General features: G+C 66.1%; 21 protein-coding genes and 1 pseudogene. 13 read left to right on the forward strand and 9 right to left on the reverse strand.

What is annotated here, in order from left to right:
* Positions 1–30: 30 nt before the first annotated feature.
* The 5 genes from KRR38_RS21295 to KRR38_RS21315 all read right to left on the reverse strand — a co-directional run bounded on the left by KRR38_RS21295 (position 31) and on the right by KRR38_RS21315 (position 4,004).
* Complete coding sequence (locus tag KRR38_RS21295) at positions 31–219, reverse strand: YezD family protein (protein ID WP_217405294.1); 189 nt, start codon at positions 217–219, stop codon at positions 31–33.
* Positions 216–1,193, reverse strand: coding sequence for a sulfate/molybdate ABC transporter ATP-binding protein (locus tag KRR38_RS21300; RefSeq protein ID WP_217405297.1), 978 nt, complete (start codon positions 1,191–1,193; stop codon positions 216–218). Before KRR38_RS21300 ends, KRR38_RS21295 begins: the two co-directional genes overlap by 4 nt.
* Entirely contained in the window at positions 1,190–2,026 is an 837-nt protein-coding gene (cysW, locus tag KRR38_RS21305) for a sulfate ABC transporter permease subunit CysW (protein WP_217405299.1), read from the reverse strand. Before cysW ends, KRR38_RS21300 begins: the two co-directional genes overlap by 4 nt.
* On the reverse strand, positions 2,023–2,829 hold the full coding sequence (gene cysT / locus KRR38_RS21310; RefSeq protein WP_309141108.1) for a sulfate ABC transporter permease subunit CysT: 807 nt from the start codon (positions 2,827–2,829) through the stop codon (positions 2,023–2,025). Before cysT ends, cysW begins: the two co-directional genes overlap by 4 nt.
* A gap of 125 nt (positions 2,830–2,954) precedes the next feature.
* On the reverse strand, positions 2,955–4,004 hold the full coding sequence (locus KRR38_RS21315) for a sulfate ABC transporter substrate-binding protein (RefSeq protein ID WP_217405303.1): 1,050 nt from the start codon (positions 4,002–4,004) through the stop codon (positions 2,955–2,957).
* A gap of 396 nt (positions 4,005–4,400) precedes the next feature.
* Here KRR38_RS21315 and KRR38_RS21320 point away from each other — a divergent pair, with 396 nt between their 5' ends.
* The 9 genes from KRR38_RS21320 (at position 4,401) to KRR38_RS21360 (ending at position 13,287) form a co-directional block, all read left to right on the forward strand.
* On the forward strand, positions 4,401–4,976 hold the full coding sequence (locus KRR38_RS21320) for a lytic transglycosylase domain-containing protein (protein WP_375293428.1): 576 nt from the start codon (positions 4,401–4,403) through the stop codon (positions 4,974–4,976).
* A gap of 105 nt (positions 4,977–5,081) precedes the next feature.
* Positions 5,082–5,399, forward strand: a complete 318-nt coding sequence (locus KRR38_RS21325) for a TrbC/VirB2 family protein (RefSeq protein ID WP_217405307.1) — start codon at positions 5,082–5,084, stop codon at positions 5,397–5,399.
* 1 nt (position 5,400) lies between these two features.
* On the forward strand, positions 5,401–5,685 hold the full coding sequence (locus KRR38_RS21330) for a type IV secretion system protein VirB3 (protein WP_217405309.1): 285 nt from the start codon (positions 5,401–5,403) through the stop codon (positions 5,683–5,685).
* Between the two features lie 14 nt (positions 5,686–5,699).
* The gene (locus KRR38_RS21335) at positions 5,700–8,114 is read left to right on the forward strand and encodes a VirB4 family type IV secretion/conjugal transfer ATPase (RefSeq protein WP_217405311.1); all 2,415 of its coding nucleotides are present in this window, start codon (positions 5,700–5,702) and stop codon (positions 8,112–8,114) included.
* Positions 8,111–9,325 carry a type IV secretion system protein gene (locus KRR38_RS21340; protein WP_217405314.1) on the forward strand — a complete coding sequence of 405 codons (1,215 nt, stop codon included), beginning with the start codon at positions 8,111–8,113 and terminating at the stop codon, positions 9,323–9,325. Before KRR38_RS21335 ends, KRR38_RS21340 begins: the two co-directional genes overlap by 4 nt.
* A complete protein-coding gene (locus KRR38_RS21345) occupies positions 9,322–10,128 on the forward strand; it encodes a TrbG/VirB9 family P-type conjugative transfer protein (protein ID WP_217405316.1) in 807 nt (268 codons plus the stop codon). The genes KRR38_RS21340 and KRR38_RS21345 overlap by 4 nt, the downstream gene beginning before the upstream one ends.
* 8 nt (positions 10,129–10,136) lie before the next feature.
* A complete protein-coding gene (locus tag KRR38_RS21350; protein WP_217405318.1) occupies positions 10,137–11,228 on the forward strand; it encodes a TrbI/VirB10 family protein in 1,092 nt (363 codons plus the stop codon).
* Between the two features lie 117 nt (positions 11,229–11,345).
* Complete coding sequence (gene gdhA, locus KRR38_RS21355; RefSeq protein ID WP_217405320.1) at positions 11,346–12,701, forward strand: NADP-specific glutamate dehydrogenase; 1,356 nt, start codon at positions 11,346–11,348, stop codon at positions 12,699–12,701.
* A gap of 4 nt (positions 12,702–12,705) precedes the next feature.
* On the forward strand, positions 12,706–13,287 hold the full coding sequence (locus KRR38_RS21360) for a Pycsar system effector family protein (protein WP_254514914.1): 582 nt from the start codon (positions 12,706–12,708) through the stop codon (positions 13,285–13,287).
* 9 nt (positions 13,288–13,296) lie between these two features.
* Here KRR38_RS21360 and KRR38_RS21365 read toward each other — a convergent pair whose 3' ends face one another.
* Positions 13,297–14,220 carry a tetratricopeptide repeat protein gene (locus tag KRR38_RS21365; RefSeq protein ID WP_217405322.1) on the reverse strand — a complete coding sequence of 308 codons (924 nt, stop codon included), beginning with the start codon at positions 14,218–14,220 and terminating at the stop codon, positions 13,297–13,299.
* Positions 14,221–14,314: 94 nt separating this feature from the next.
* On the opposite strand from KRR38_RS21365, the pseudogene KRR38_RS21370 reads away from it, so the two are divergent.
* The 4 genes and pseudogenes from KRR38_RS21370 (at position 14,315) to KRR38_RS21385 (ending at position 20,349) form a co-directional block, all read left to right on the forward strand.
* A pseudogene (locus KRR38_RS21370) lies at positions 14,315–16,849 on the forward strand (cyclic nucleotide-binding domain-containing protein).
* Positions 16,849–17,727, forward strand: coding sequence for a hypothetical protein (locus tag KRR38_RS21375; RefSeq protein WP_217405324.1), 879 nt, complete (start codon positions 16,849–16,851; stop codon positions 17,725–17,727). Before KRR38_RS21370 ends, KRR38_RS21375 begins: the two are co-directional and overlap by 1 nt.
* Positions 17,728–17,742: 15 nt before the next feature.
* Entirely contained in the window at positions 17,743–19,464 is a 1,722-nt protein-coding gene (locus KRR38_RS21380; protein ID WP_217405326.1) for a cytochrome c3 family protein, read from the forward strand.
* A gap of 33 nt (positions 19,465–19,497) precedes the next feature.
* Complete coding sequence (locus tag KRR38_RS21385; protein WP_217405328.1) at positions 19,498–20,349, forward strand: phosphodiesterase; 852 nt, start codon at positions 19,498–19,500, stop codon at positions 20,347–20,349.
* A gap of 3 nt (positions 20,350–20,352) precedes the next feature.
* Here the strand turns inward: KRR38_RS21385 and KRR38_RS21390 are convergent, their stop codons facing one another.
* The 3 genes from KRR38_RS21390 to KRR38_RS21400 all read right to left on the reverse strand — a co-directional run bounded on the left by KRR38_RS21390 (position 20,353) and on the right by KRR38_RS21400 (position 23,380).
* Positions 20,353–21,174 (reverse strand): SDR family NAD(P)-dependent oxidoreductase, encoded by an 822-nt coding sequence (locus tag KRR38_RS21390; RefSeq protein WP_217405330.1) that lies wholly within the window; start codon positions 21,172–21,174, stop codon positions 20,353–20,355.
* A gap of 80 nt (positions 21,175–21,254) precedes the next feature.
* Positions 21,255–21,584 carry a hypothetical protein gene (locus KRR38_RS21395; RefSeq protein ID WP_217405332.1) on the reverse strand — a complete coding sequence of 110 codons (330 nt, stop codon included), beginning with the start codon at positions 21,582–21,584 and terminating at the stop codon, positions 21,255–21,257.
* A gap of 245 nt (positions 21,585–21,829) precedes the next feature.
* Positions 21,830–23,380, reverse strand: coding sequence for a DHA2 family efflux MFS transporter permease subunit (locus tag KRR38_RS21400; RefSeq protein ID WP_217405334.1), 1,551 nt, complete (start codon positions 23,378–23,380; stop codon positions 21,830–21,832).
* Positions 23,381–23,382: the final 2 nt, after the last annotated feature.

Raw genomic sequence — 23,382 nt, forward strand, 5'->3', positions numbered from 1 at the left:
AAAGGGATGTGACGAAACGCGGGTGACCGGTCAGTTCGGCTTGAGCCGTTTCTTTTCGGTCACGTCGATCTGGACGACGCGGCCCTCGTGGACGGTGAGGGATACGTTGCCGTATTTGAGGCCTGTCAGGGCTTCGCGGACGCTGATGATGCTCTCTTCGAGGATCCGCGCCGCTTCCGGTGACAGCGGCTGCTGTTGTTCGGGGTGGTTGCTGGTCATGGCTGGGCTCCTTGCGGTGTGAAATTCTTGGACCGGATCGGGCGGATCCGGATGGTGCTGCCGAGCATCGGCGCGGGCTGGTCGGCATCGAGATCGATCTCGATGACTCCGTTGCCTTCAAGCACGCCCTCGACGCGCCAGGCGCCGCCCTTGCGGAAGACGTTGTCGACGACCACGCTCCAGCTGTCCTCGGAAGCGCCGTTGTCGACGATCTCGATGTCGTGCGGGCGGACGTGGCTGCCGTCGGGCAGCTTGTTGGTCTCACCGACGAAGTCGACGACGAAAGGCGTCGCCGGCTCCATGTAGACTTCCTCGGGCGTGCCGATCTGCTCGATCTTGCCGTGATCCATGACCACGACGCGGTCGGCGAGCTCGAGCGCTTCCTCCTGGTCGTGAGTCACGAAGATCGAGGTCAGGCCCATCTGGTGATGCAGCTCGCGCAGCCAGCGGCGCAGGTCCTTGCGGACCTTGGCGTCGAGCGCGCCGAACGGCTCGTCGAGCAGCAGCAGCTTGGGCCCGATCGCCAGCGCGCGGGCGAGGGCGACGCGCTGGCGCTGGCCGCCCGACAGCTGGCTGGGCAGGCGGTCGCCGAGCCCGTCGAGTTTGACCAGGCGCAGCAGTTCCTCGGCGCGCGCCTTGATCTGGGCCTTCTTGGGCCGGTCGCGGCGCTTCTTGACGCTGAGGCCGAAGCCGACGTTCTCGGCCACGGTCATGTGGCGGAACAGCGCATAGGACTGGAAGACGAAGCCGACGCCGCGGTCGCCCACGCCGACTTTCGACATGTCCTCGCCATTGAACAGCACCTGGCCCGAATCCTGGAATTCCAGGCCGGCGATGATGCGCAGAAGCGTCGTCTTGCCCGAGCCCGAGGGGCCAAGCAGGGCGATGAACTCGCCGGGCTCGATCTTGAGGTCGATGCCGTGCAGCGCCGGGAAGTCGCCGAAGCGCTTCGTAACTTGGTTTACCGTAATCAATGTCCTGTCCCCCCGTGAACGTCGAACCGCCACTCCAGCACGCTCTTGGCGACGAGCGTCACCAGCGCGAGCACTGCCAGCAGCGAAGCCACGGCGAAGGCACCGACAAAGTCATATTCGTTGTAGAGAATCTCGACATGCAGCGGCATCGTGTTGGTCATGCCGCGGATGTGGCCCGAGACCACCGAGACCGCACCGAACTCGCCCATGGCGCGCGCGTTGCACAGCAGCACGCCGTAGAGCAGGCCCCAACGCACATTGGGCAGCGTGACGTGCCAGAAGGTCTGGAACCCACTGGCGCCCAGCGAGATCGCGGCCTCTTCATCGGCCTTGCCCTGTTCCATCATCAGCGGGATCAGCTCGCGTGCGACGAAGGGGAAGGTGATGAACAGCGTCGCCAGGACGATGCCGGGCACCGCGAAGATGATCTTCAGGTCGTGCGCCTGGAGCCAGGGGCCGAGATAGCCGTGGGCACCGAACAGCAGCACGAAGATCAGGCCCGAGACGACCGGCGAGACCGAGAAGGGCAGGTCGATCAAGGTGATCAGCAGGCTCTTGCCCGGGAAGCTGAACTTGGTGATCGCCCAGGCGCCGGCGAGGCCGAAGACCATGTTGAGCGGCACCGTGATCCCCGCGATGATCAGCGTCAGCCGGATCGCCGCCAGAGCATCGGGGTTCTTGATCGCCTCGATGAAAGCGCCGATGCCTTTCCCAAGGCCTTCGGAGAAGACCGCGATCAGCGGCAGCAGCAGGAAGAAGCCGAGGAAGGCGAGCGCGATGCCGATCAGCGAGATCTGCGTCAGGCGGTCTTCGGTGGTGGAGCGGACCCTCATGTGATGGCCCTCGCGCGCGAGGTGGCCTGGATCCAGTTGATCAGCAGCAGGACCGCGAAGCTCGCCAACATCATCACCGTCGCGATCGCGGTGGCGCCGGCATAGTTGTACTGTTCGAGCTGGGTGACGATCAGCAGCGGCGCGATCTCGGTCTTGCCGGGCATGTTGCCCGAGATGAAGATCACCGAGCCGTATTCGCCGACGCCGCGGGCGAAGGCCAGCGCGAAGCCGGTCAGCAGCGCCGGGCCAATCGCCGGAAAGATCACGCGGGTAAAGGTCTGGAAACGGTTGGCGCCGAGCGTGGCCGAAGCCTCTTCCACATCCTTGCCGAGATCGGCGAGCACCGGCTCGACCGAGCGGACGACGAAAGGCAGGCCGATGAAGACCAGCGCGACGGTGATGCCGAGCGCGGTGAAGGCGACCTTGATGCCCAGCGGGTCGAGGTATTGCCCGACCCAGCCGGTGGGCGCGTAGAGCGCCGTCAGGGCGATGCCCGCGACAGCGGTCGGCAGCGCGAAGGGCAGGTCGACCAGCGCGCTGACCACGGCCTTGCCGGGGAAGTTGTAGCGCACCAGCACCCAGGCGACGAGCAGGCCGAAGACGGCGTTGATCAGCCCGGCGGCGGCGGCGGTGCCGAAGCTCAGCCGGTAGGCCGCGAGCGCCCGGTCCGAGAAACCGACCGCGACGAAATCGTGCCAGCCCATGCCGGCCGATTTCAGGAAGATCGTGGCCAGCGGGATCAGCACGATCAGCGTCAGCCAGGCCAGGGTGAACCCGAAGGTCAACCCGAAGCCGGGCAGCACCGACGGGCGTCGCCAACCGCGGAGGCGGGGATTGGGAAGAGACATCTGCAGTGGCCTGCTCGAATGCGAGGGACGGGAAAGCGCGCTATTTCCGCGATCTGTGACGGGGCTATTTCTTCACGGCGCTATTTCTTGACAGCGATGCGGTCGAAGACGCCGCCGTCGTCGAAATAGGTCTTTTGCGCGTTGCCCCAGCCGCCGAAATCCTTGTCGATCGTGACGAGGTTGATCTCGGGGAACTGGCTCTTGTACTTCGCCGCCACTGCGGGATCGCGTGGGCGGTAGAAGTTCCTGGCGATCGCCTCCTGCGCCTGCGGCGTATAGAGGTATTCGAGATAGGCTTTGGCCACTTCCTCGGTGCCGTGCTTCTTGGCGTTCTCGGTGACTACCGCGACCGACGGCTCGGCGAGGACCGAGATCGAAGGCACGACGATCTCGAACTTGCCCGCGCCCAGTTCCTTCTCGGCGAGGAAGGCCTCGTTCTCCCAGGCGAGCAGCACATCGCCGATGCCGCGCTCGACGAACGTGGTGGTCGATCCGCGCGCGCCGCTGTCGAGCACCGGCACGTTGCCATAGAGCTGCTTCACATAGGTCTCTGCTGCGGCTTCGGACCCGCCGGCCTTGCGGCCATAGGCCCAGGCGGCGAGGAAGTTCCAGCGTGCACCGCCGCTGGTCTTGGGATTGGGCGTGATCACCTGGATGCCCGGCTTCACCAGGTCGCCCCAGTCCTTGATCGCCTTGGGATTGCCCTTGCGGACGAGGAAGACGATCGTCGAGGTATAGGGAGCGCTGTTATCGGGCAGCGCCTTCTGCCAGTCGGCGGAAAGCAGCTTGCCCTTGCTGGCGATCGCATCGACGTCATAGGCGAGCGCCAGCGTCGCGACGTCGGCCTCGAGCCCGTCGATGATCGCGCGGCTCTGCTTGCCCGATCCGCCGTGGCTCATCTTGAATGTTACGTCCTGGCCGGTCTTGGCCTTCCAGGCGGCGGCGAAAGCGGGGTTGATCGCCTGGTAGAGTTCGCGCGTCGGATCGTAAGAGACATTGGTCAGCTCGACCGAGTTACCCTTCTTCTCCGCGCCGCCCGAGCAGCCGGCCAAAGTCGCAGTCAGGGCGGTAACGGTGAACGCCAGAGCAGCAGTCAGGAACAGCCGGCGGCCGGTAGTGGTGGCGTTCATTCTCAGTCTCCCTCGTGGGTTGGACGCACTTAAACTCAACTAATTCAATAGACATTCAATTTAAACTGTTCCGCCCTAAAGCGCGGCTTTCAACGCGGCTCTCTTCCCGCGAGCTTGTGGGTAAAACTTTGGGCACGCTCCATCGAGTCGGTTAATGCCCGAACGGGCGCGACATCTATCTCAACCACCGGAGTAGACAATGGCCGGGCGACGAACCGAAGGTTAATGTCGATGAAATGAGTAGAGTTAGTTTCGGACCGCGACCCGGCGCTTCGGACGAGCAGCATGCCCCGCTGGCGAAAAGCGCGCAGTTGCGATAACGCTGCTGGCTCGGGTTTTGGAGGATCGAATCGGGTGCGGGTCCGGTTTTTGTTCTGTTTTGCTTTGGTATTTGCCGTGACCGCACCTTCGGTGGCGTCTGCCGACGTTATGGAAATCGGCGGCAACGGCTTCAGCTGGGTCGCGGGCGGTCCTCGCACGCCGGCGGCTAGCTTCTCCACGTCTGCCGCGACACCCGAACCGGCGATCGAAACGGCCACGGAGCCGCAGGTTGCCTCGCTCACGCAGGTCGGCGCCAGCGCCGGTCCGGCGCAGTGGCAGCCCCGCGTGGCCGAGCTCGCGGCCAAGTACGACATCAGCCCGACGCTGCTCGAAGCGGTCGTCTGGCAGGAGAGCCGCTGGAACACGGGCGCCGTTTCGCCGGTCGGCGCGCGCGGCCTCGCGCAGCTCATGCCCGGAACCGCGCGGCAGATGGGGATCGACCCGCACGACCCCAGCGCCAATCTCGAAGGCGGCGCGCGCTATCTGCGGCTCCAGCTCGATGCCTTCGAGGGCGATCTCGAGAAGGCGCTGGCTGCCTACAATGCCGGGCCCGCCCGGGTGCAGCGGGCCGGCGGCATCCCCGCGATCCGCGAGACGCAGCTTTACGTGTCGTCGATCCTGTCGCGGCTCTCCGCGCCGGTAAGGCAATAGCAATGTCCCGGCGGTCAACTCGGTCGATATTGGGGGGGATCGGGTCGTCACGGTCGTCACAATGCTGTTATATTGCTGGCGCATCGGGACCGCCTGGAGGGTCACTTGAACCGTCGATCGTTTTCATTCTCGCTTCTTTCTCTGCTGCCGTTCCTTGCCGCGCCCGCCTCGGCCCAGGCCGTTCGGGGCGCCGATCCCGCGGGCTCGGGCCCGATCGTCGCGGCGCTTGGCTGGCTCCAGGGCACTTTGCTCGGCAATGTCGCCACCGCCGTCGCGGTCATGGCTGTCGCCGCCGTGGGCTTCATGATGCTGACGGGACGGATGAACTGGCGCTTCGGGGCCACGGTGATCATCGGCTGCTTCATCCTGTTCGGCGCGGGCGCGATCGTCTCGGGCATCCAGTCGGCGTCGGGCGCGGGTTGAGATGAGCCAGCTCGTCCGCCATCCGGTCCACCGCGCGCTGACCCGGCCGCAGATGTTCGCCGGCGTCACCTACAGCTTCTTCGTCATCAACATGGCGGTCACGACCGAGCTGTTCCTGATGACCAAGAGCTTCTGGGCGTTGCCTGCCGCGTTGCTGATCCACGGCGCCGGCTACCTCGCCTGCCTGCGCGAGCCGCGGGTGTTCGACCTGTGGATCACCAAAGTCTCGCGCTGTCCCCGCGTTCCGAACTGGAAGCGCTGGGGCTGCAACAGCTACGCGGTCTGAGGGAGCGCCGGGCGATGGCGAAACCGAAGTTCTCACTGCCCTGGGCCGCCAAGGAGGCCTTGGCGGGCGACCGGCTGCCCTACCGCGCGCTGGTCGACGACAACGTCGTGTTGCTGCGCGACGGGTCGGTGATGTGCTCGCTGCTGGTGCCGGGCATCAGCTTCGAGACTGCCGACGCCGACGAGCTCAACGCGCACGCCGCGGTGCGCGAGGTGCTGCTGCGCGCGAGCCTCGATGCGCGCTTCGTGCTCTATCATCACGTCGTCCGGCGCCGCGTTCATGTCGAGCTGGCCGGCACTTTCGAGGATCCGCTCGCGGCCCATATCGACGCGCGCTGGCGCGAGCGGCTCGGGTCGGGCGCGCTCTATGTGAACGATCAGTTCGTCACGCTGGTGCGCCGTCCGGCGCGCGGCAAGGCCGGCTGGCCCGAGCGGCTCGGCCGCATGTTCCGCAACCGCGGCAGCGAGCCGGTCGAAGCCGAGCCCGCTGATGTCCGCGCGCTGCGCGCGGCGGCTTCGGCGATGCTGGCGGCGCTTGGGGCCTACGGCGCGCGGTTGCTGGGTGACTACGAGGGGGCGGGCGGCGTCTGCTCCGAAGTGCTCGAACTGCTCTCGGCGCTCTACAACGGCGAGATGCGCCCGGTGCGGCGGCCGGCCGAGGGCGTCGACCTGGGGCACATGCTGCCCTATCGCCGCGTCAGCTTCGGGCTCGACGCGATGGAGCTCAAGGGCGCGGGAGGCACGACTTTCGCCGCGCTCGTCAGCCTCAAGGACTATCCCGATTCGACCGGGCCGGGCCTCACCGACGCGCTGTTGCGCCTGCCGCAGGAACTGACGCTGACCGAGAGCTACGCGCCGTCCGACCGCCAGGTCTCGCGCGAGCGGATCGATCTCGCCATCCGCCGGCTCAAGAGCGCCGATGAGGAAGCTCTTGCCGAACGTCGTGAGATGATGGCAGCGCGCGATGCATTGGGCACCGGTGCGGCGGCTTTCGGCGACCACCATCTGTCGGTGCAGGTCCGCTCCGACCGGCTCGACAGCCTCGATGATGCCGTCGCCGCCTGCGCCGCGGCGCTGGCCGATGCCGGCGCGGTCGCGGTGCGCGAGGACGTGAACCTCGAGCCCGGCTTCTGGGGGCAGCTTCCGGGCAACGAGCAATACCTCGTCCGCCGCTCGCTGATCTCCTCGGCCAACATGGCCTGCTTTGCCTCGCTCCACGGCTTCGCCATGGGTCAGGCCAGCGGCAACCACTGGGGCGAGGCGGTTACCCTGCTCACCACGACCAGCGCGACGCCGTTCTTCTTCAACTTCCACAACGGCGATCTCGGCAACTTCACCGTCATCGGGCCCTCGGGCTCGGGCAAGACCGTGGTGCTCAATTTCCTCGCCGCCCAGGCGCAGAAGTTCTCGCCCCGCCTCGTGCTGTTCGACAAGGATCGCGGCGCCGAGGTCTTCGTCCGCGCGATCGGCGGCACCTATTCGCGGATCGCCGCGGGCCATCCGACCGGGTTCAACCCGCTGGCGCTGCCCGATACGCCAATCAACCGCGCTTTCCTGCGCGACTGGCTGGCCGTGCTGCTCGAAGCGAGCGGTCCCGAGGAGCTGGCGACTATCACCGCCGCGGTCGATGCCGCCTATGCCAATGACGCGCGGCTGCGCCGGCTGACCCATTTCCGCGAACTGCTCGCCGGCAGCCGTCGTCCCGAGCCGGGCGATCTCGCCAGCCGGCTCGATGCCTGGATCGGAAATGGCGAGCATGGCTGGCTGTTCGATAACGAGCAGGACCGGCTTGATCTGACGTCGATGACGCTGGGGTTCGACATGACCGCGCTGCTCGAAACGCCGCGCCTGCGCACGCCGGTCATGATGTACCTGTTTCACCGTATCGAGGAACGGCTCGACGGCGAGCCGACGATGATCCTGATCGACGAGGGTTGGAAAGCGCTCGACGATCCGGTCTTCGCCGCGCGCATCCGCGACTGGCTCAAGACGCTGCGCAAGCGCAACGCGCTGGTCGGTTTTGCCACGCAGTCCGCGCGCGACGCGCTCGAAAGCCGGATTTCGGCGGCGTTGGTCGAGCAGACCGCGACGATGATCTTCATGCCGAATTCTCGCGCGCGCGAAGAAGACTATTGCGGCGGCTTCGGCCTGACGCAGCACGAGCTCGAGCTGATCCGCACCTTGCCGGCGCAGAGTCGCTGCTTCATGATCCGCCAGCCCGACGCATCGGTCGTGGTGCGGCTCGATCTGTCGGGCATGCCCGAAGTGCTGACCGTGCTGTCGGGCCGCGAGAGCACGGTGCGCAAGCTCGACACATTGCGCGAGACCTACGGTGATGCGCCGGCCGCCTGGTATCCGGTGCTGACCGGGCAGGTCTGGCCTGCGGACGCCGAGGGCGGCGATCCGCTCTGGATCGAGGCCGCGGAATGAGCGCCTGCGAAGTCCTTTCGGCCGAGGCCTCCGCGGGCGTCGCGCCGGCGTTGCGTGCGGTCGATTGCCTGGTCGGTGAGACGGTCGTATCGGCCTTCGCACGGCTGGACGGGCTGCTGCCGGCGCTGACTATCGCCCTCACGCTGTACATTGCTTTCTTCGCGATCGGCCTCTTGACCGGCCGCAGCCGGCTCGGCATCGCGGCCCTGACGCCGCGGATGATCGCGCTGGGCTTCGTGCTCACTTTCGCGACCAGCTGGGTCGCCTACAGCCAGGTCGTGTGGAATCTTGCCGTCGGTGCACCCGACGAGATCGCATCGATTCTGACCGGCACGTCCAATAGCTCTGGAGGCTCGGCAACACAGATATTCGGAGACCGCGTCGATCTGGTGTTCGGCGCCATCGCCGATGCGGCAGAGGCGGGCAAGCAGGCGGCTCCGCCCGCACAGGCGGGCCAGCAGGGCGCGCAGGCCGCAAGCGCGGCGGTATCGGGCAATTTCACTCCGGCGAACGTCATGTGGCTGGGCGCGCTTTTGCTGCTGCTCGGCACGGTGGGCGTGTTGCTGACCGCTCGGATCGCCATGGCCGTGCTCCTGGCGGTAGGGCCGATCTTCATCGTCCTCTCGCTGTTCAGCGGCACCCGCGGGCTCTTCGTCGGCTGGTTGCGCGGCCTGACTCTAACTGCAGTGACTCCGCTGTTCGTCGTGGTCGGCGGCGGCGTGGTCATGGAACTGCTGGTGCCGGTGGTAGCTTCGCTGCAGGGCGTCGGCGGGGTCAGCGGCCGCGCTGCACTGGCGCTGTTCGTGATTGCCAGCGTCCATGTCGCGCTGATGGCGATGATGCTGAAAGTCGCGGGCACGATGGTGTCGGCCTGGCAGGTGTTCGGGCTCGCCCGGCGCGAGGGTGATCGTGACGGTCCGTCCGCAGCGCCGACGATCGTCGCGCCCGCGGCCGCGCCGTTGCTGCCTTCGCCCGCTGCAATGGCTGCCGGCGGACGGACGGCGGGACTGGTTTCACCCGCTAGTATCGAGGTGGTCGCCGCTGGATCGGGCTCTTCCGGCTCCTCCAGCACCAGCCGCACGCTGGTTTCCCAGGTTTCGAACGGCCGTTCCGCCGAACTGCCGCCGCTGCCGCGCAGCCGTGCGCGTGGGATCGGCAGCCGTTTCGCCGCGCCCCAGATGCAGGGCCGGGCAGGAGGACTCATTCGATGATACGCCGCGTTCTAGCCCTCGCCGCAATCGGCTCCGTGCTGGCCGGCGCGCCCGCCGAGGCGCGCGATGCCAGGCTGACGCAACGCCTCTATAATGCCGAGGAAGTCGTCCGCATCGACGGCAGGATGGGCGTCCAGGCCACGGTCGCCTTCGCCGACGACGAGCATATTGAGAACGTCGCGGTGGGTGATGCCGAATCCTGGCAGATCACACCGAACAAGCGGGCGAACCTGCTGTTCGTCAAGCCGCTGTCGGCAGCGGCGCGGACCAACATGACCGTGGTGACCGATCGGCACACCTATTACTTCGACCTGATCGCCAATTCGCGGGCGACGCCGGTCTATGCGCTCAAATTCACCTATCCCGCGGAGCCGAAGAGCGCCGCCGGCACGCCCGGCGCACAGGCGGTGCTGACCGATGCCGAGCGCGCGGCTTTGAACGACGAGGCACCGGTCGATCCGGCGCAGCTCAACTTCGCCTGGCGCACGAGCGGGCCGGCCAAGCTGATCCCGCAGCGGCTCTATGACGACGGCGAATCGACCTATGCGGTCTGGGCGGCGGGCGTGCCGATCCCGGCGATCCTGGTAACCAACGAGAAGGGCGACGAAGGCCCGGTGAACTTCGCGGTGCGCGGCGATACGATCGTCATCGACGGCGTGCCTTCGCACATCGTCCTCCGCGTCGGCCGCGACCGCGCTCAGCTCGACTACAAGGGGCCGGGGCCGAAGCCGAAGAGTCCGCCACAAGCTCCCGCGCCGGCCACTGCCGCCGTTTCCGATCCCGTCCTTCCGCGCAGCGAATAGGAACTGCCATGAACAGCCAGCTCGGCACGCGCCGCAACCCGGAACAGCTCGAGGACCCGCGCGATCAGGGTGGGGCCGAGGTGATCGACCTCGCCACGCGTTCGGTGCTGCCGCAGGTTGCCAAGGCCAAAGGGCGTTCGGACGGGCTCGGTTTAGCCGCCGGTGTCGCGTTGGTCGCGATGCTCGGTGGGGTGACGCTCTGGTCGATGAACGCCGCGCGTCAGAATATCAAGCCGGCCCAGGTCGTCGCGCCGCAGCCAGCGCCCGTTGCCATCGCGCCGGCGGTGCCGCCGCAGGCGATCACCCCCGGGCCCGTTCCCGGCGCGCCGCCCGCACCGGCTCCGGCGCCGGTGCTCGCCGCCCCGCCGCAGACCGCGATGGCCCCGCGCGCCAATCCCGCCGCGGCGCCCGCCGTAGTGTTCGACGCCTCGGCGCTGCCCTCACCGATGGGCGGCCCGGCCATCCCGGGGGGCGCGGTCGGCAACGGCAACAGCAACGACGATTTCGCCGCGCGCCTCGGCGTCAGCGGCGGCAACGGCATGGCGACGGCCACCGCAATGATCGATCCCAAGACCACGGTTACCCAGGGCACGCTGATCCCGGCGATCCTCGAGACCGCGATCGACACCGACGTCCCCGGCTATGTCCGAGCGATCGTTTCGGCCGACGTCCGCTCGTTCGACGGCAGCCGTGTGCTGGTCCCGCGCTCATCGCGGCTGATCGGCCAATACAAGTCGGGCCTCCAGGCCGGGCAGAAGCGCGCCTATGTCATTTGGACGCGGCTGATCCGGCCCGACGGCGTCTCGGTCAACATCGCCTCGCCTGCCGTGACTTTCTCGGGCGAGACGGGGCTTGCGGGCAAGGTGAACTCGCACTTCTTCGAGCGATTCGGCTCGGCCATGCTGCTCAGCGTCATTGGCGGGCTTTCGGCGATTGGTGGCAATGCCGGTGTGATCATCGCCGGCGGTGGCCAGTCGGCCGCGGCCGCCGCGGTGGGCCAGACCGCGCAGATCGGCCCGACGGTGCGCGTCCGCCAAGGCGAGCCGATCCGCGTCTTCACGGCCAAGGATCTCGATTTCTCGAAAGTGAAATCTGAATAGGCCAAATCGAAGTAGGAACGTTAAGCGTTCCGCTTATAGTACCCGCGGGATCACAGCCCGACTCGTGAAAATCGAGCGATGCGGGTAACTTGGGCGGCATTACAAGGGGGACGGAAAATGGCGGTATCCGATCACGTCGACTTCAACGGCTTCATGGAAGGGGTCAAGCGGCGCAACCCCTATCAGCCCGAATTCGTCCAGGCGGTCCAGGAAGTGGCCGAGGACATCTACTCTTTCCTCGACACCAACGAGGAATACCATTCGCAGCAGATCCTGCGCCGGATCGCCGAGCCCGACCGGGTCGTCTCGTTCCGCGTCTGCTGGGAAGACGATAACGGCAACGTCCGCGTCCAGCGCGGCTGGCGCGTCCAGAACAACAACGCGATCGGCCCCTACAAGGGCGGCCTGCGCTTCCACCCCTCGGTCACCGAGAGCGTGCTCAAGTTCCTCGCCTTCGAGCAGACCTTCAAGAACGCGCTGACCGGCCTGCCGATGGGCGGCGGCAAGGGCGGATCGAACTTCAATCCCAAGGGTAAGAGCGTCCGCGAAATCCAGCGCTTCTGCCAGAGCTTCATGACCGAACTCTACCGCCACATCGGCGCCGACGTAGACGTTCCCGCGGGCGACATCGGCGTGGGCGGGCGCGAGATCGGCTTCATGTTCGGCCAGTACAAGCGCATCACCGGCCAGTTCACCGGCGTTCTCACCGGCAAGGGACTCGAATACGGCGGATCGCTGATCCGACCCGAGGCGACGGGTTATGGCGCCGTCTATTTCCTGATGAACATGCTCGCGACCAAAGGCCAGGACCTCGTCGGCAAGACCGCGGTGATCTCGGGCTCGGGCAATGTCGCGACCCATGCAGCGGAGAAGATCGTCCAGCTCGGCGGCAAGGTGCTGACGCTGTCCGATTCGGGCGGTTTCATCCACGATCCCGACGGCATCAGCCAGGAGAAGATCGACTGGGTCAAGACGCACAAGACGCACCGCCGCGGCCGGATCGAGGACTACTGCGCCGAGTTCAAGAGCGCGACCTTCACCGCCGGCAAGACGCCCTGGGGCGTGCCCTGCGACGTCGCGCTGCCTTGCGCGACGCAGAACGAGCTGCTGGGCGACGACGCCAAGGAACTGGTCAAGAACGGCTGCAAGGCGGTGTCCGAAGGCGCCAACATGCCGACCGACCTCGCCGGTGTGCACGTCTTCCGCGACGCCAAGCTGCTCTATGCTCCGGGCAAGGCAGCCAATGCTGGCGGCGTCGCGGTTTCGGGCCTCGAGATGAGCCAGAATTCCGAGCGGCGCTCGTGGAAGGAAGAAGAGCTCCAGCAGATGCTCAAGGACATCATGGCCGGCATCCACAAGAGCTGTGAGACCTATGGTCGCCAGGGCGACGGCTATATCGACTACGTGAAGGGCGCCAACATCGGCGGCTTCAAGAAGGTCGCCGACGCCATGCTGGCCTTCGGGGTCGTCTGATCGAATGGCCGAAAATGCCGAGGGGAAGCCGCCGGAGGTAAAGCCTCCGACGGCACCCGCGCGTAATGCCGACGGGTTCTCGGTCCAGGCGATCCACCTGGTCCGCACGACCCAGCAGATCAACGTCACGCTGAGTCAGATGGCGGATGCCAAGGCGTCGATCCTGATGGGCGCGACTTTCGTCGTCTTCACGATCTCGGTCGGCCAGGCCAGCAAAGGCGCGGTTCCCTATGCGCTGCTGGTGCTGGCGCTTTCCGCCTTTCTCTCGGCCTTTTGCGCCGTAATGGCGGTCATGCCGTCGTTTCGTCCGCCGCCGCGCAATCCGGGTCAGGAGAATATCCTGTTCTTCGGCGTTTTCGCGGAAGGCAGCGAGCAGGACTATGCCGACCGCGTGCTCGATCAGCTGCGGTCGGACGAGACGGTCTTCCGCACGATGCTGCGCGATTCCTATCAAAACGGCGTCGTGCTGCACCGGAAGAAGTATCGCTTCCTCGGCTATGCCTATCGCATCTTCCTGACCGGACTGACGCTGACGCTGATCACTTTCCTGATCGAGAGCCACTCCAGCTTGCTACCCTTTCTATGATTCGTCGGTCTATTTGACCCCCAGCATCGAAGCCTGATCGCGGATCATCCCGGCCTTGTCGGGGTTCGCCGCCAGTGCATCCTTCAGCGCCTGGCTCGCCTTCTCGGGCTGGCCGAGCGTTACCCGGCTGCGCATGAGCATCAGCCAGCCATCGGGGTCCTTGGGGCTACCCTTGAGCCGCGCTTCGAGCCGCGCGACCATGCCTTCGGCCATCTGGCGCTGCTCGCTCGGCGCCATGGCCGAGGCGGCGTTGATATCCTGCGCGATCGGACCGGGAATGCCGCGCGCCACCACGGGCATGGTCGGCTCGGGCGATTTCGCTCCGGCAGCGGCGATCCGCGGGGCGACATCGATCTTGTGGATCTTGCCGACCTGCTCGATCGTGCGGACGAGGTCGGTGCGCCAGGGCGCGTCGGCCGGCGAATCTGCCAGCAGCGCCAGCCAGTCGGCCACCGCGCCTTCGTGATCCCCTGAAAGATCGCGCTTCACCGCCAGGAAATAGCGCGCGCGCGGATCCTTGGCATCGAGCGCGATGGCGCGTTCGAAGGCTGCCGCGGCGGTCGCCGGCATCGGATCGCTCTTGCTCGCCATGACGCGCGCCTCGCCGAGCGCAGACCAGACCGCCGGCTTCTCCGGCGCGAGAGTGCTCGCCTTGTCATAAGCGCGCACCGCGTCCTCGTAGCGGGCCTCGTTGTAATAGGCGGCGCCGAGCATCTGCCAGCCGCTGACATCGTCCGGCTGCGCCTGGGTGCGCTTTTCCAGCGTCTCGATCGATACCATCCCGTTATCGGCCGCGGCGACAGGCGCGCTTGGAGGTGGCGAAGCGGCGGGCTTGCGCATGATCGCGACGCCGACGGCGAAGGCCGCGATCAGCGCGGCGATCAGCAGCGCGATCCTGCCGAGCGGCATTTTGGCGATGGCTTCTTGTGTCATCCTGCCCTTCCGGCCATAGTCCGCGCCGGCCCCCTGAAGCCGCGTCGCCGAAGAAATAATTCGGCGATTTGCGCAACTTTTGCTGATAAAGCAAATGCCGAAGTGGGTTCGGGGAACGGGGGGAACAGGGGTGGACGCTCGCGTTCGCATTGCCATCATCGGTTCTGGGCCCGCCGGGCTCAGCGCTGCGTCGCGCGCGGCGCAGCTGGGGCTGTCGCACGTCCTGATCGAGAAGACCGACCATCTCTCGGACACGATCTACAAGTACCAGAAGGGCAAGCACGTCATGGCGACGCCCTCGTCGCTGGTGCTGCGCTCGGAACTGGATTTCGATGCCGGCAAGCGCGAGGTCGTGCTTGGCACCTGGGACGAACAGACCGCGGCCAACAAGGTCAACGTGCTCTACAATGCCGAGATCACCGCGATCACCGGCGCGAAGGGCGATTTCACGCTCAAGACCAAGAAGGGCGACACGATCACCGCCGAGACGGTGATCCTGGGCATCGGCACCCAGGGCAATCCCAACCTCGTGCGCTGCCCGGCGGAAGAGGGCACGATCGTCCAGTACCAGCTCGACGATCCCGGCGAATACATCGACGAGCACATCACCGTGATCGGTGCGGGCGACGCGGGCATCGAGAACGCGATCGGCCTCGCGGCCGATCCGATGCAGCGCAACAAGGTCACCATCGTCAACCGCTCGGCCGATTTCGCCACGGCCAAGGACGCCAATATCAAGGCGCTGCTGGCGATGGAAGCCGAAGGCCGTATGCAGGTGCTGCGCGAGACGACCGCGTCGCACATCGGCGGAGGCACGATCACATTCGACACGCGCGACGGCGAGCTCAAGGTGCCCTGCAACCGCGTCATCGCGCGCATGGGCTCGGCCCCGCCGCGAGCCTTCGTCGAGGGGGGCCTGCGCCGAGTACGAGGAAAAGGACGGCAAGAAGGCGATCAAGCCGGGCACCGGCATCCAGTTCACCAGCAACGACCGCGTCGCCTATCCCAAGCTTTCGCCGACCTTCGAATCGACCGTCCCTGGCATCTATGTGATCGGTGCGCTCGCGGGCTATCCGCTGATCAAGCACTGCATGAATCAGGGCTACGACGTCGTCGAGTTCATCAACGGCAACACCACGCTCAAGCCGGCCGACGAGCCGATCCTGGCGGGCAAGTTCGCCGTCTTGCCGGGCAAGCGGTCGGTCGACGAGTGGCTGACGACTTTCGGCACGAACATCGACATCTTCAAGGAAGTCTCGCCGCTGCAGCTGCGCGAGTTGATGCTCGAATCGAACGTCGCGAGCTTCGCCAAGGACCAGACGGTGTTCCTGCGCAACGAGCCGGGGACTTCGCTTTTCGCCATCGCGCAGGGCTCGGTCCTGGTCGAGATCGACAAGGACGATCCGTCGAAAGTCGTGCCGATCCCGCAGGGCTCGATCTTCGGCGAGGTCGGCCTGATCTCGGGCCGTCGCCGCGGCTCGACGATCCGCGCGGCCGAGCCGACCGTCGTGGTCGAACTGTCGCGCAACGCCGCGCTCAAGTTGATTTCCACCGTGCCGCCCGCGGGACGCGCGATCACGCGCATCTCGATCGAACGCCAGCTGCTGCAGATCTTCGGTTCGGGCCTGACCAGCGAGGACGTCGCCGAAGTGGTCGAGGGCGCCGAGGTCATGGACGTCCGCGCCGGCGGTGTGGTGATCACCGAGGGCGACAAGGGCGACGACATCTACGTCATCCGCCGCGGCTCGATGATCGTCGAGAAGACGATTGCCGGCAAACCGGTGTTCCTATCTTACCTGCCGGCCGGTTCCTACGTCGGCGAGATGGCGCTGATCGACGGGCTGCCGCGCTCGGCCACGGTCAAGGCGGCGATCAAGTCCGAAGTGATCCGCCTGCCGGGCGAGGCCTTCGGCCGGCTGCTCGCCAAGAAGCCGCAGCTGCTCAAGAAGGCTCAGGCCGATGCCGCCGGCCGCCGTGACGTCAACGCCTTCATTGAAGGGCGCAAGGACATCTTCTCCAGCGTCGTCGACATGTATTCGGAAACCGCGCGCTTCCTGATCGAGAACGGCATCGGCGAGGCGACCGACGTGCTGCTGATCGACGAGACGCTCTGCGTCGGCTGCGACAACTGCGAGAAGGCCTGCGCCGACAGTCACGAGGGCCTGTCGCGATTGAACCGCGAGGCGGGCCGGACCTATGCCCACCTTCACGTGCCGACGAGCTGCCGCCACTGCGAGCATCCGCACTGCATGGCCGATTGCCCGCCCAACGCGATCAAGCGCGGCCCCGATGGCGAGGTGTTCATCGACGACACCTGCATCGGCTGCGGCAATTGCCAGCGCAACTGCCCCTACGGCGTGATCCGCATGGATTCGGTGCCGCCCCCAAGCCGTCGCTGCTCGAATGGCTGTTCTTCGGCAAGGGCCCGGGACCGGGCGAACCGTCGAAGTACTGGCGCAAGAAGAACGCGGTGCCGGGCGAGGAAAAGCCCAAGAAGGCGATCAAGTGCGATATGTGCTCGGGCATCGAAGGCGGCCCGGCCTGCGTGCGCGCCTGCCCGACCGGCGCCGCGATCCGCGTCGCGCCCGAGGCCTTCCTCACCGTCGCACGGCTGGGGGACGAGGGCTGATGGCTACCCGTGCGCGTCAGAGCGGCCAACAATCGGGCCGCGAGATCGTCACCGATCACGAGGGCTTCCTGCGCCACGCGGGCTTCCGCTGGCTGAAGATCGCGTCGGTGATCTGCGTGATCGCGGTGATCGGCTATATCGGCGCCGACGTGAAGCCGCGGCCCAACGGCGGTTCCTGGTACGGCTATACGCTGGGCACGATCGGCGCGCTGTTGATCGTCTGGCTGACCCTGCTCGGCTATCGCAAGCGGCACATGTCGCGCGGGGCCTGGTCGCTCAAGGCCTGGACTTCGGCGCACGTCTATCTCGGGCTTTCGTTGATCGTCATCGCGACGCTGCACACCGGCTTCCAGTTCGGCTGGAACGTCCACACCCTGGCCTATGCGCTGATGATGCTGGTGATCCTCTCAGGCATCTTCGGCATCAGCGCCTATGCGACGTTGCCGCAGGCGCTAAGCAACAATCGCGGCGAATTGACGCAGGGGCAGATGCTCGATGCGCTGCGGGCGATCGACCGCCAGTTGCATGAGGCGGCCCAGCCGCTCGACCGGCACTATGCCGATCTCGTGCTGGCGGCGCTCGAGCAGGATCCGTTCGCCGGCGGGCTGATGACGCGGCTCGGCGGCCGGTATCGCTCCTGCGCGACGCGCGCGGCGGTGGACGGTTTCAACCGGGCGACCCTCGCGGAGTCGAACGATCCGGTGATCCAGCGCATCGAATCGCTGCTGCAGCGGCGCGCGTCGCAGCTCGACCGGATGCGGCGGCATATGCGCATCAGGGGCCTGTTGGAGGTGTGGCTCTATGTCCACGTGCCGGTGACCTTTGCGCTGCTCGCCGCCCTGACCGCGCATATCATCAGCGTCTTCTATTACTGGTAGGGGGCGTCGGGGGGCATGACTTCAGTGGGGGCATTCAGGCTCAGAACGATCGACACGACGGCCGATGGCCGGCAGATCGTGCGCGACCGCGACGTAGCCGCGACGACTTTGAGCGTCGGCCGTTCGGCGGAGAACGACATCCACCTGCCCGACCTCGCGGTCGATCCCGAGCATGCGACGCTCGAACTGCAGGGAACTCGCGTGGTTGCCACGGCCAAGGGCACGCTGGGCTTCGGCGTCGACGGGGTCGTCAGCCAGTCGGCCAGTATCGACCCGTCGCGGGGCGCCGAGCTGCGCTTCGGCAGCTACAATCTGACAATCTCGCGCGATGCCGACGGCACGCCGCTGATCACGATCGCGCAGGTCGCGAGCCAGGATGCGGGCGAGGCAACCGACGAGAAGCATCGCTTCTCGCTAGCGACGGCGATTCCGGGCAAGCGCACAGCGGCCTGGGTGCTGGGGCTGCTCGTGCTTGTGGCGTTCCTGGCCTTTCCAGTGGTCAGCAACCTCTGGCACCAGGCCAATCCTGCGGCGAAGGTCCACGGCGACAAGAGTTGGAGCGCCGGCCCGCTTAGCCTCGCGCACCATTCGCTCGAGGGCTCCTGCGAGTCCTGCCACGTCAAGCCGTTCGAGGCGGTGCGCGATACGGCCTGCGTCTCCTGCCACAAGGACGTCCACGATCACGCCGCTCCGGCGCGGCTGGCCCTGGCGCGCGGTGGCGGGCCGTGGGGCCAGCGGATGCTCTGGGCCGTCGCCCACGCGTTCAACAAGCCGGGCCCTGGTGCTTGCGTCGATTGCCATACCGAGCACGAAGGGCCGACGCGCATGGCGTTGCCGGCGCAGCAGTTCTGCAGCGATTGCCACGGCGCGCTGAAGGACAAGCTGCCCGATACGCGGCTCGGCAATGCCAGCGATTTCGGCAAGATGCATCCGCAGTTCACCCCGGCGATCGTGACCGATCCGGTGACTGGACGGACCACGCCGGTTTCGCTCGATGCCCATCCGCGCGAGAACAGCGGCCTCGCCTTCCCGCACAGCGTCCACCTCGATCCACTGGGCGGCGTGGCGCGCATGGCGGCTTCGATCGGCCGCGAGAAGGGCTATGGCCGCGCCGGGCTGCAGTGCGAGAACTGTCACCACGCGACCGAGGACGGCGTGCGCTTCCAGAAGATCAACATGGAGCGCGATTGTGAGGCCTGCCACAGCCTGGCCTATGACAAGGTCGGCGGCACGGTTCGCCGGCTGCGGCATGGCGATGTCGACCAGATGATCGCCGACCTTTCCGCCGCCGGTCCCAATGCCCCGATCGCCGCGGACCGCCATCGGCCCGGGCAATTCGCACCTGGTGGCAATTATCACATCAATTTTACCCCGCCGCGCTATACAAGTGCCACTTTCCAGCAGGCGCTATCGAAGGACGGCGTCTGCGGGGAGTGCCATACGCCGGTGATGCGGAACGGTAAGCCGGGGGTCATGCCGGTCAGGCTAGTCTCGCGTTACATGGTGGATGGCTGGTTCAACCATAAGGCCCATACTCAGGAGAAGTGCACCTCTTGCCATGCCGCCGAGAAGTCGGCGTCCTCTACCGACCTGCTGCTGCCGAACGTGCAGTCATGCCGGACCTGCCATCAGGGCGAGGACAGTCACCAGGCGAAAGTGCCTTCGGGTTGTGCCATGTGCCACGGCTATCACCCCACGCAGAATGCCCCGCGTGGAGCGAAAGACGATAGGACATAAGAAAAAAGCGGTCGGAGAATACGTGAGGCTTTTTTGCTGATCGCCCAGATCACCGACGTTCACATCGGCTTCGACCGGGGCAATCCGGACGAGCTCAACATGCAGCGGCTGCGCGCCGTGATCCGGCGGTTGGCCACGGGGCCGAACAAGCCGGACCTGCTGCTGATGACGGGTGACCTGACCGAGGCCGGCGATGCGGACAGCTATGCGCGGCTGGCCGATGCGGTGAGCGGGTGCCCATTCCCGGTCTGGCCAATGGTCGGCAATCACGATGAGCGCGATACCTTGCTCGCGGCCTTTCCGCAGACGCCGTCGGACAGCGGCTTTGTCCACTATGTTCTCGACTTTCCCGGCCTCCGGCTGATCGTGCTCGATACGCTCGAGCCCGGCCGCCATGGCGGGGCCTTCTGCGAGGCGCGGGTGGCCTGGCTGCGCGCGGAGCTGTCGCGCGATCCTGGAACGCCGACCTATATCGCCATGCATCATCCGCCGTTCGAATCGGGCATCACGTGGCTCGACAGCGCGGCGACCGAGCCGTGGATCGCGCGCTTCGCCGGGGCGGTGCAGGGCTTCTCGCAGATCCGGGGGATCATCGCCGGCCATCTCCACCGCACGATCCATACGCAGTGGAACGGGTTGTCGCTGAGCGTCTGCTCGTCGACGGCGCCCGCCGTCGGCCTTGATCTCAGCCCGATCGACGAAGACCGGCCCGACGGGCGCGAGCTGATCACAGACGAGCTGCCCGGCTATGCGCTACACCGCTGGGACGGGCGGAATCTGATCACCCATTTCGAAAGCGTCGGCCACCAGATCGCGCTGGCACGCTTTGATGCCCAGCTTCAGCCGATGATCAAGGGCATGATGGCCGAGCGGCGCGAGAAGTAGCCGCTACTTCGTTCCAGCGAGCTGCGAGGCGGCCAGCCACTTCTCGCGTTCCGCATGCCGCCGCCCGTCGTGCAGCGCAACCACGTCGAGCCCGTGCTGACCGAGGATGAGCCGCCGCGGCGGGGTGGGATCGGCAAGCGCGGCAAGTAACGCTTCGGCGCCGTCGCGCGCATCGTGGCCCGCGCCCCAGTGCGAATTGCCCGATTCGATCGACAGCGCTGCCATGTCGTAATGCGGCGAGGGCGGGATGAAAGTCATCGAAGGCGTGAAATGCGTTTCGAACGGCCCGAGCTCGGCGAGTGTGACGTTGATCCCGAGCGGCTTCATTTCCGCGCCCAGCGACTCCGTCAGCCCGGCGAGCGCGAACTTGGACGAGCTGTAGTAGGAAATACCCGGGAACCCGATCTGCCCGGCGACTGAGCCGATGTTGACGATCTGCCCCGAACGCCGCGCGATCATGTCGGGCAGGACTGCCTTGATTAGCGCCAGGGTGCCGAAATAGTTGGTTTCGAAGACTGCGCGTGCCTCGTCTATCGGGGCGTCGTCCACAGTGCCGAAGCCGCCATAGCCGGCGTTGTTGATCAGCACGTCGATCGCGCCGAAGCGGTCCTTCGCCGCTGCTACCGCCTGTTCGATATCCTCGCCGCGGGTGATGTCGAGTTTCAGGGCCAGCGCAAGCTCGTCATGCCCGGCAACCAGATCTGCCAGCGTTTCGGGCTTGCGCGCCGTCGCGACCACGCGCTCGTCGCGCGCCAGCAGGATTTCGGCCAGGACGCGGCCGAAGCCGGTCGAGCAGCCGGTGATCATCCAGGTCCGTGCAGGCATGCGATTCCCCCAAAGAAGCGTTTGCTTGCTTGTCGGGCGCATCGCCTGCCGCCGTCAACTACGATCGATATAAGGAATGCCTAGGCGGCGACCTTGAGTCCGCCGGCTCTGGCGTCGTCCGGGCATTGATAGAGGCGGTAGCCGATGGTCCGTCCGCAATTGTCGATACGGAAAGTGCCGATCTTGCGTGCAAGATGCATCATCCTCTGGACGATCTGGCCTTCGGGATATTCGGGTTCGGCGTCGGGATCGGGATAGACGGTGTCGATCAATTCGTTGATCGTGACGGGATTGGGGTAACGGATAAGCAATGTCGAAAGCAGTTCGGTTTCAATTGGCGACAGATTGACCGTCCAATCTCCGATACTGCATTGACTACGCCGGTACTGCGGCCAAGTCATGGTGATCATTGTAATGGGTGCTAGTCCATAGGCGGCGTAAAACGCCGCTCTGTGTGTATTTCTGTAATTGGGCGACCGAGGGCTCTGAATGTCGTGTTCAGTTGCTATTCTAGCTAGAGAAAGTTCCAGCTGCGGCACAGTTACATGCGATATTTGGTGTATGACGCGCGCCGAACGACGCAACGCTTTGCAAATAGCGACTTATCCACAGGCCGTATGTCAAGTCGGTGACGATTTTCGGCCGTGACAGGGCTTTACCGCGGCTTGACGGGGCCTCCCAAGCCCTTCGGTTTTGGCGAAAACCAGACGACCACGGCGCAGAGGAAGAACACGGCTGCGGTGATCAGGAAGATGTAGTCGACCGCCATGGTCGTTGCCTCACGGTCGACGAGATTGGCGATATAGGCGGTCGCGCCCTGCTCGCTGAAGCCCGCGCCGGTGAGCGTGCGCATCGTCTCGGCGGGCTGGAGCTTGCCGACGATCTCGCTGTGGGCTTCCTGCTGGGTATTGCCCTGTATCGTCAGCACCAGCGCGGTGGCGACGCCGATCGCCAGGGTGCGCACGAAGTTCTGGATGCCCGCGGCCGACGCCGTCTCTTCCATCGAGACCGAACCCAGCGAGATCGTCGTCAGCGGCAGCATGAAGAACGACATGCCGAAGCCCTGGATCAGCTGTGGTGCGGCGAGGTACCAGAAGTCGGTCTCGCTGGTCCAGGTCGCGCGGACCAGCGCCATGCAGCCGAGCCAGGCGACGGCGAGGGACACCAGCAGCCGCGCGTCGATCCCGCGCGCCAGCGCCTTGGAAGCGAGCTGCGAGGTGGTCAGCGCGGCGAGCGCGGTGCACGAGGTGATGAAGCCTGCGAGCATCGCCGGATAGCCCATCGAGCTCTGTAACCACTGCGGGATCAGCACGATCGAGGCGAAGTACGCACCGAAGCACAGCGACAGCGCGATCACGCCGAAAGTGAAGCCGCCGTGGCGGAACACGCGCAGGTTGACGATCGGATGCTCCTCGGTGAGCTCCCAGATCAGGAAGGCGACGAAGCCGACCGCGGCGACGCAGGCCAGCACGACGATCAGCGGGTCGGCGAACCAGTCGTGCTCGCGGCCGATGTCGAGCATGAACTGCAGCGATCCGACCCAGGCCAGCATCAGGCACAGGCCGATCACGTCGATCGGCAGCTTGACCGTCGGCGTCTCGGCCGGCGGCAATAGAGCGCGCGCAGAAAGGATCAGGACGATCACCAGCGGAATGTTGATCAGGAAGATCCAGTGCCAGCTGACGTTGTCGCTGATCAGCCCGCCGATCGTCGGTCCCATCGCCGGTCCCAGCATCGTCGTCATCGCCGCCAGCAACATGGCGCGCGGGCGCTGCTCCAGCGGAAAGATACGCAGCAGCAGAGTCTGCGCCAGCGGCATGACGAGGCCGCCGCAGAGCCCCTGGCCGACGCGGCAGATCACCATCATCTCGAGCGTCACCGACGAGCCGCAGAGCAACGAGAAAAAGCCGAAGCCGGTCATCGCCAGCGTGTACATCCGCAGCGAGCCCCAGCGCCCGGCCAGCCAGCCGGTCAGCGGCACGGTGATCGCCTCGGCCACCGAGTAGGAGGTGATGACCCAGGATCCCTGGTTGAGCGAGACCCCCAGGCTGCCGGCGATATGCGGCACGGAGACATTGGCCACGGTCATGTCGAGCACGACGATGAAATTGCTGAAGGCCAGCACGAGTGCCGCGAGAGTCAGCCGCTGCGGCGTCAGCAACGGATGCGCCAGCGTGGCGGCCTGAGCGGTGAGCGGTGCGGCCATGA

The organism is Novosphingobium sp. G106, assembly GCF_019075875.1.
Lineage (GTDB): Bacteria > Pseudomonadota > Alphaproteobacteria > Sphingomonadales > Sphingomonadaceae > Novosphingobium.

Bases quoted from the DNA above. Each gene is read 5' to 3' on its own strand.
- KRR38_RS21295 (WP_217405294.1), bottom strand. From the start codon at position 219: ATGACCAGCAACCACCCCGAACAACAGCAGCCGCTGTCACCGGAAGCG.
- cysW (WP_217405299.1), bottom strand. From the start codon at position 2,026: ATGAGGGTCCGCTCCACCACCGAAGACCGCCTGACGCAGATCTCGCTG.
- KRR38_RS21315 (WP_217405303.1), bottom strand. From the start codon at position 4,004: ATGAACGCCACCACTACCGGCCGCCGGCTGTTCCTGACTGCTGCTCTG.
- KRR38_RS21330 (WP_217405309.1), top strand. From the start codon at position 5,401: ATGAGCCAGCTCGTCCGCCATCCGGTCCACCGCGCGCTGACCCGGCCG.
- KRR38_RS21335 (WP_217405311.1), top strand. From the start codon at position 5,700: ATGGCGAAACCGAAGTTCTCACTGCCCTGGGCCGCCAAGGAGGCCTTG.
- KRR38_RS21340 (WP_217405314.1), top strand. From the start codon at position 8,111: ATGAGCGCCTGCGAAGTCCTTTCGGCCGAGGCCTCCGCGGGCGTCGCG.
- KRR38_RS21345 (WP_217405316.1), top strand. From the start codon at position 9,322: ATGATACGCCGCGTTCTAGCCCTCGCCGCAATCGGCTCCGTGCTGGCC.
- KRR38_RS21350 (WP_217405318.1), top strand. From the start codon at position 10,137: ATGAACAGCCAGCTCGGCACGCGCCGCAACCCGGAACAGCTCGAGGAC.
- gdhA (WP_217405320.1), top strand. From the start codon at position 11,346: ATGGCGGTATCCGATCACGTCGACTTCAACGGCTTCATGGAAGGGGTC.
- KRR38_RS21360 (WP_254514914.1), top strand. From the start codon at position 12,706: ATGGCCGAAAATGCCGAGGGGAAGCCGCCGGAGGTAAAGCCTCCGACG.
- KRR38_RS21365 (WP_217405322.1), bottom strand. From the start codon at position 14,220: ATGACACAAGAAGCCATCGCCAAAATGCCGCTCGGCAGGATCGCGCTG.
- KRR38_RS21375 (WP_217405324.1), top strand. From the start codon at position 16,849: ATGGCTACCCGTGCGCGTCAGAGCGGCCAACAATCGGGCCGCGAGATC.
- KRR38_RS21380 (WP_217405326.1), top strand. From the start codon at position 17,743: ATGACTTCAGTGGGGGCATTCAGGCTCAGAACGATCGACACGACGGCC.
- KRR38_RS21390 (WP_217405330.1), bottom strand. From the start codon at position 21,174: ATGCCTGCACGGACCTGGATGATCACCGGCTGCTCGACCGGCTTCGGC.
- KRR38_RS21395 (WP_217405332.1), bottom strand. From the start codon at position 21,584: ATGATCACCATGACTTGGCCGCAGTACCGGCGTAGTCAATGCAGTATC.
- KRR38_RS21400 (WP_217405334.1), bottom strand. From the start codon at position 23,380: ATGGCCGCACCGCTCACCGCTCAGGCCGCCACGCTGGCGCATCCGTTG.